The sequence below is a fragment of the Microcoleus sp. LEGE 07076 genome (genome assembly GCF_015207455.1).
In the GTDB taxonomy this organism is placed as follows: domain Bacteria; phylum Cyanobacteriota; class Cyanobacteriia; order Cyanobacteriales; family Microcoleaceae; genus Microcoleus.
The window spans coordinates 1-5,771 of sequence record NZ_JADEWV010000291.1 but is presented as its reverse complement, the minus strand read 5'-3'; the positions used below and the strand labels follow the sequence as shown (position 1 = coordinate 5,771).

Annotated in this window: 7 protein-coding genes; 3 read left to right on the top strand and 4 right to left on the bottom strand. The window is 45.4% G+C overall.

Annotated elements, in window-relative coordinates; all coding sequences use genetic code 11:
• The coding region (locus IQ270_RS27425; RefSeq protein WP_193976313.1) for a glycoside hydrolase family 10 protein at positions 1 to 1,293 on the bottom strand (1,293 nt) is incomplete at its 3' end.
• Positions 1,294 to 1,571: 278 nt separating this feature from the next.
• On the opposite strand from IQ270_RS27425, the gene IQ270_RS27420 reads away from it, so the two are divergent.
• From IQ270_RS27420 to IQ270_RS27410, 3 genes are all read left to right on the top strand, one after another.
• A complete protein-coding gene (locus tag IQ270_RS27420; RefSeq protein WP_193976312.1) occupies positions 1,572 to 2,858 on the top strand; it encodes an FAD-dependent oxidoreductase in 1,287 nt (428 codons plus the stop codon).
• A 125-nt stretch (positions 2,859 to 2,983) separates the two neighbouring features.
• Positions 2,984 to 3,643 carry a DUF2834 domain-containing protein gene (locus IQ270_RS27415; RefSeq protein ID WP_193976311.1) on the top strand — a complete coding sequence of 220 codons (660 nt, stop codon included), beginning with the start codon at positions 2,984 to 2,986 and terminating at the stop codon, positions 3,641 to 3,643.
• A gap of 314 nt (positions 3,644 to 3,957) precedes the next feature.
• Positions 3,958 to 4,707 (top strand): gamma-glutamyl-gamma-aminobutyrate hydrolase family protein, encoded by a 750-nt coding sequence (locus tag IQ270_RS27410; RefSeq protein ID WP_193976310.1) that lies wholly within the window; start codon positions 3,958 to 3,960, stop codon positions 4,705 to 4,707.
• Between the two features lie 7 nt (positions 4,708 to 4,714).
• Here the strand turns inward: IQ270_RS27410 and IQ270_RS27405 are convergent, their stop codons facing one another.
• Genes IQ270_RS27405 through IQ270_RS27395 form a run of 3 tightly spaced genes read right to left on the bottom strand, consistent with a single transcriptional unit; the run spans position 4,715 to position 5,540 of the window.
• Positions 4,715 to 4,903 carry a CPXCG motif-containing cysteine-rich protein gene (locus IQ270_RS27405; RefSeq protein WP_193976309.1) on the bottom strand — a complete coding sequence of 63 codons (189 nt, stop codon included), beginning with the start codon at positions 4,901 to 4,903 and terminating at the stop codon, positions 4,715 to 4,717.
• Positions 4,887 to 5,348 carry an SRPBCC family protein gene (locus IQ270_RS27400; RefSeq protein ID WP_193976308.1) on the bottom strand — a complete coding sequence of 154 codons (462 nt, stop codon included), beginning with the start codon at positions 5,346 to 5,348 and terminating at the stop codon, positions 4,887 to 4,889. The genes IQ270_RS27405 and IQ270_RS27400 overlap by 17 nt, the downstream gene beginning before the upstream one ends.
• A gap of 21 nt (positions 5,349 to 5,369) precedes the next feature.
• Positions 5,370 to 5,540: a hypothetical protein gene (locus IQ270_RS27395; protein WP_193976307.1), complete on the bottom strand. Its 171-nt coding sequence runs from the start codon at positions 5,538 to 5,540 to the stop codon at positions 5,370 to 5,372.
• Positions 5,541 to 5,771: the final 231 nt, after the last annotated feature.

Sequence of the window (5,771 nt, the reverse complement as noted above, 5' to 3'; positions counted from 1 at the left end):
GGTGGAAGGCGGGCTGTTTTTGGGAGGTTGCTCTGGCTTAGCTTTCGGGTCTGGTTTTGGTGGTGGGGGCGGAGGGAAAGTTGCCGCGCGTCTGGGTATTTGTAGCGCAGTTCGGAATGCAGAAAACGGGAAGAAAGCACTAAATTGAGAAAGTCGATCACCCATTGGTTCCGGTGCATCTTCCCACAAACTTTCGTAGTAGAAGAAAGCCGCACCTAAGCCGTATTCTTGGACTGCGCGCACCTGGGATTGAATTTGCTCGATCGCTACTGGGCGATTTCTCAAACCTGTCATAATCCCAACTCCGGTGGGAATCTTTTGCTGTGCTTCTCGCATTTCTGGACGGCTAATCTTGTCCACAAATGATTCTAGATTGGGACGGTAAACTTGCACGATTAGTTCGTCGGCAATATCGAAACGCACCCAATTCAGCCAATCTTGCAGGTGATGTTTGTAAGCAAATTCGTAGTAATTGGGAGAAATTGAGAAAATTGCCTTGGGTTTTACTGCTTTTACTGCTTGATTTAACTTCGACATAAAAGCGGTGATTTTATTTGCTCGCCACTTCACCCATGCTGGATCTTCAAAATCTTTTGGGGGTGCTTTTTTGGTTTCTTTGGTATACAAAGCAACTGTGTATTCATCGTATCCAAATTCTGATGGCAAACTCATGTGGTCGTCAAATTGAATGCCGTCGGCGTTGTATTTTGTGGTGATTTCTAGTACGAGTTCGCTAATGAATTCCTGCACTTCTGGATGAAAGGGATTGAGCCAAACTACTTCGCCGCCTGCGCCGTTTGATGTTTGGCTGCCGTCTTGTTTTTGTGTCAGCCAATCGGGATTGTTTAATGCTAATTCTGAGGTGGGAGGTGTCATAAAACCAAACTCGAACCAAGGAATTATTAGCAGGCCTTGGCGGTGGGCTTGGGCAATTAAATCTCCGAGCATATCTTGTCCGTCTAACCCTCTGTAAACAAAGGGTTGAATGTCTCTTTGCTGGGCGACAGGGCTGGGATACATTGCATAGCCAGAGTTCCATACTACGGGATAGATTGTGTTGAAGTTTAACCGCTTTAATTGAGCGATCGCATCTCCTAGTTTGCGGCGATCTCTGAGGATGTCTTTGTCGTTTGTTGTCATCCAAACTCCGCGAATTTCTTGGCGGGGTTGTTGGGCGATCGCCGGAATCAAGTTATTACCCAGCAATACTATAGTTAATGAGAGGGCAAAGAGAAGGGGGAAAAGAGTTTTAATCGATCGCAGCCAACTGCGAGGAATCATGCGTAATGTCATAGTTGTGAATGCTGAGTTAGCTATCAAATACACCCCGGCATAATTTGGTGATAAAATTAGATCGCTCTACAGTCTACAGCCATTTGCGCTGTAAGGGCGATCGCAGTACCGGTCAAATATAATTGCGATGCTGAGGGTAAGTGAGAGTATTTTGTCAAAGTGCTGGGCCATCATTAATTACGCGCAGCTAACCCTCTTCACCGGACAGTGCAGTCTGCCGGAGTGCGAGTGCTGTACAATATCGGTGGTGTAAAATCTCGATCGAACATATCTAATTTGTGAAACATTTAGTCTTAATTGGTGGCGGTCACAGTCATGCTATTGTATTAAAAATGTTCGGCATCAAACCCCTGCCGGGAGTGCGTTTGACTCTGATTAGCGATGTCCTGTACGCGCCTTATTCGGGGATGCTGCCGGGGCACGTTGCCGGGTTTTACGATTATGATGAATGTCATATCGATTTGCGATCGCTCGCGGAATTTGCCGGGTGTCAAATATTGGTCGATCGGGCGATCGCGATCGACTTTAGCAAAAATTTAGTTATTTGTCAAACTTGCCCTCCGGTTAATTTTGACTTGCTTTCTATTGATATCGGCAGCACTCCCGCGACTTTATCTGTGCCGGGTGCCGCAGAATATGCAATTCCAGCTAAACCGGTACCGGAGTTTTTAGCTAGCTGGAATCAGTTAATTTCCGCCAGACAAAACCCTCCCCAAAAATCGCTGCGGATTGCCATTGTCGGCGGCGGTGCCGGTGGCGTAGAATTAGCATTAAATATGCAATCTCGTCTGGCGAAGGAAAAAGAAAGAAGAAAAATGGAAGTCGGAAGAAAGAAGAAGGAAGAGGGCAGAAGAGAAATAGAAGTAGGAGCGGAAATTCACCTGTTTCACAGTGGGGCTGAATTGATGTCTGGACACAATCAGCGGGTTTGCCGACGGCTTCAAAAAATTATCATCAGTCGCGGCATTCAATTGCATTTAATGGAAAAAGTCAGTGCCATAAAAAAGCAAGAAACCATTGAGATAAAAGGTAATAAAAAATTACCCGTACCCGATGCCCAATGCCCAATTTCCAATCCCCAATCCCCAATTCCCAATGCCCAAATCTGTTGTGAATCTGGTTTGAAAGTAGAGTGCGAGATCATTTTTTGGGTGACACAAGCCTCTGCAGCCAATTGGATAAAAGAATCGGGTTTAGCCACCGACTCAAAAGGCTTTATGCAAGTCAACGATTGCCTGCAATCAGTCTCTCACCGCAACGTATTTGGGGCTGGAGACATCTGCGCGATGGTGAATTATCCCCGTCCCAAAGCAGGCGTGTTTGCCGTGCGTCAGGGCAAACCGCTGTTTGAAAACTTGCAGCATTTTTTATTACAAAAACCGCTGAAACCGTTTGCACCGCAGGAAAAATATTTAGCCTTAATTGGTACTGGGAATAAAAGGGCGATCGCCTCTCGCGGATCTTTCATGTGGGAATCAGCGCTGCTGTGGTACTGGAAAGATTGGATCGATCGCCAATTCATGAAAAAATTCAGCAATCTTCCCAAAACACGCAATACCAAATAGCAATACATTCAGCTATTCTCCTCTCTTTCTCTGCGCCCTCTGTGCCCTCTGCGGTAAATAAAAAAAGTCTTATTCAAAAACCCTTAAGCTTGCTATAGTAAGAAAAAAAGAAAGAAAAACTAACTATGTTGAGAAAAATTGGATTTTGGCTGCTGTGGATTGCATTCAGCACCTACGCCTTTGTATTCGCACCACCGGATAGCCCAGAAACGATCGCACTAATTACAAATCTTGCCACAGGCAAAATAGCAGGCATCAACCCTTTAATTGTAGCCTTGTTCAACATAATGGGAGTCTGGCCGCTCATCTACAGTTGCGTCTTATTTGCTGACGGCAGAGGGCAGAAAATACCCGCATGGTTGTTTGCCGTCTTATCATTTGGCATCGGCGCATTTGCCTTGCTGCCTTATTTAGCCCTGCGCGAACCCAACCCAGAATTTATCGGCACTAAAAATATCTTTTTAAAAGTATTAGATTCCCGTTTTACTGGGATTTTCCTAACATTAGGCGCTGCTGCGTTAGTTGCCTTTGGCTTGACAAAAGGCGATTGGTCTGATTTTGTTCAACAGTGGCAAACCAGCCGCTTTATCCACGTAATGACTTTAGATTTCTGTATGCTTTGCCTGCTATTTCCTGCCTTATTAGCCGACGATATGGCCCGCCGAGGAATGCAAAATCTCACAGCATTTTGGGCGGTAACATTAGTGCCGCTGTTCGGGCCATTGGCTTATCTGTGCGCGCGCAAGTCGTTGCCGGAAACTAATACTGAAACTGTTACCAATTAGACAGCATTCCAAGGAATGCTCAGTTTAATCTAGGAATCAATCATAATCAGACAAGAAACAGGCAAGATGCCTGTTGCACAATAAGTTAAGTTTGATTGTGGGCCGTTGCTCCTAGCCCGCCCGTGAAAAACGCCTGTTGCACAATAAGTTAAGTTTGATTGTGGGCCGTTGCTCCTAGCCCGCCCGTGAAAAACGCCTGTTGCACAATAAGTAAGTTTGATTGTGGGCCGTTGCTCCTAGCCCGTGAAAGACTGATTACAAATAGTGCCAAATCTGAGTATAAATCTAATTAATTATCTCCAATTTTATAGCAAATGAAAAAACATCCGATCGTTGGTATCACAACTTACAACCGCAGCCTAGCAGGGGAATATTGTTTAAATGGATCGTATATTGATGCAGTGCAAGCGGCTGGCGGCATTCCGATTTTGTTGCCGCCCAATCAATTAGATGCAGCTAGTATTTTGGATGCGGTAGACGGTTTGATTTTTTCCGGGGGCGGAGATATCAATCCCGAACTTTATGGCGGTTTGTGCGATCGCACAGTTTACTCGGTTAATGCAGAACGCGACAATTTTGAATTAAACTTAGCTAAGCTGGCTTTGAAGGCTGACATACCTGTTTTGGGGATTTGCCGGGGAATGCAACTGCTGAATGTAGCCAGCGGTGGCAGTTTGGTGATTCACGTACCGGATGCTTACGGAGATGAGGTTAGTCACGGCACCGGAATTCCCCCGCGTGCGATCGAGCATACCATTGAAATTGAACCCAACAGTCGGCTAGCACAAATCATGGGAAAAACTTCCACAACAGTTGTTTCCTGGCATCATCAAGCAGTGAAGAAGGTAACATCTGATTGGCGAATTGTAGCCGATGCGCCTGACACTTTGGTAGAAGCAATGGAACACTGCTATCACCCTTGGATGATAGCAATTCAGTGGCATCCAGAAATGTCGCCAAAATGTGCGGTAAACTCTGGAATTTTTAAGGCTTTCGTAGAAGCAGCCGCTTCAAGATTTATGAATTCTACCAAGTCTGCATCAAATGCAATTCATACATTTTGATAGTCATTTATTCTTGATAGTCAGTATCTATTTCAATATCGAGAGTATCTTCATCTATTCTGACATACAGAACATTGGGGCGACAGCAAACTTGACAATCTTCGATATAAGATTGCTCCATACCGGCGCTGATATCAACAAAAGTTGTACTCGGTTCGCCGCAGAAAGCACAGTAATATTCAGCCGTTGTTTCCATCTTTCTCGCACTCTCTTTTTGTGACTTCGTGGCGGTAGCGAAACATATCCGTTAACCGCATTTCCACCCACCAACCTAACAGCAAATCGACAATCGGGCCGCCCGGAATCGAAAATGCGATCGCATCTGTCAATCTAGCGTGACCATTTTCTGTGGTAAACTCGTGTCGGTGAGTCCAACGCGCCATCGGCCCCTCAGTTTGTTCGTCAACAAATAAGCGATATTGTTCGCACTCAGTATGAGTCGCCACCCATTTTACCGGAATCGGCCCCAATAACAGCCGAAATTCTGATACCGCACCCACATCAAGTCCCCCTTCGCGGCGAATGATTTTCACCGGTTGCCAAGGCGCACTTAAAATTTGCAGAATATCCGGCCTTTCGTGAAAGTTCCAGACGGTTTCAACGGTGGCATTAATGAGGGAGGAATATCGAAAATTAGGCATTTTCTAGATTAAGTTAAACAGTTATTTGCGATCGCCTTTCAGCATTGGCAGTATTATCCTCTCTATCATACCAAATCCGGGTAACATATTTCCTTGATGATTCGGCGGTTGAAACCGCCAAAAAGTCAAACAAAGTCTGCCAACGCCGAGTGCTTCATAAATCGGATTCCAAACCCGGATTTGGTATAACATATCCCTAGATGATTCGGCGGTTTCAAGAGACTGTTGTTTACTCAACAATGGGTTTCGTCCCTCCCCCCATAAAAATGGTGGTTCTAGACTCAATGTCTAATTGACCATATATCTCTTAAGGGTCGAAAATTTAATAACTTAAACACCTCCTACCGTCCTCTCTCCTGTAAGTTGCTTTCCTCGAAGGAGGCAGAGCCTCGCCTATCTGCATTACCAGGCAGAGCCTGGTAA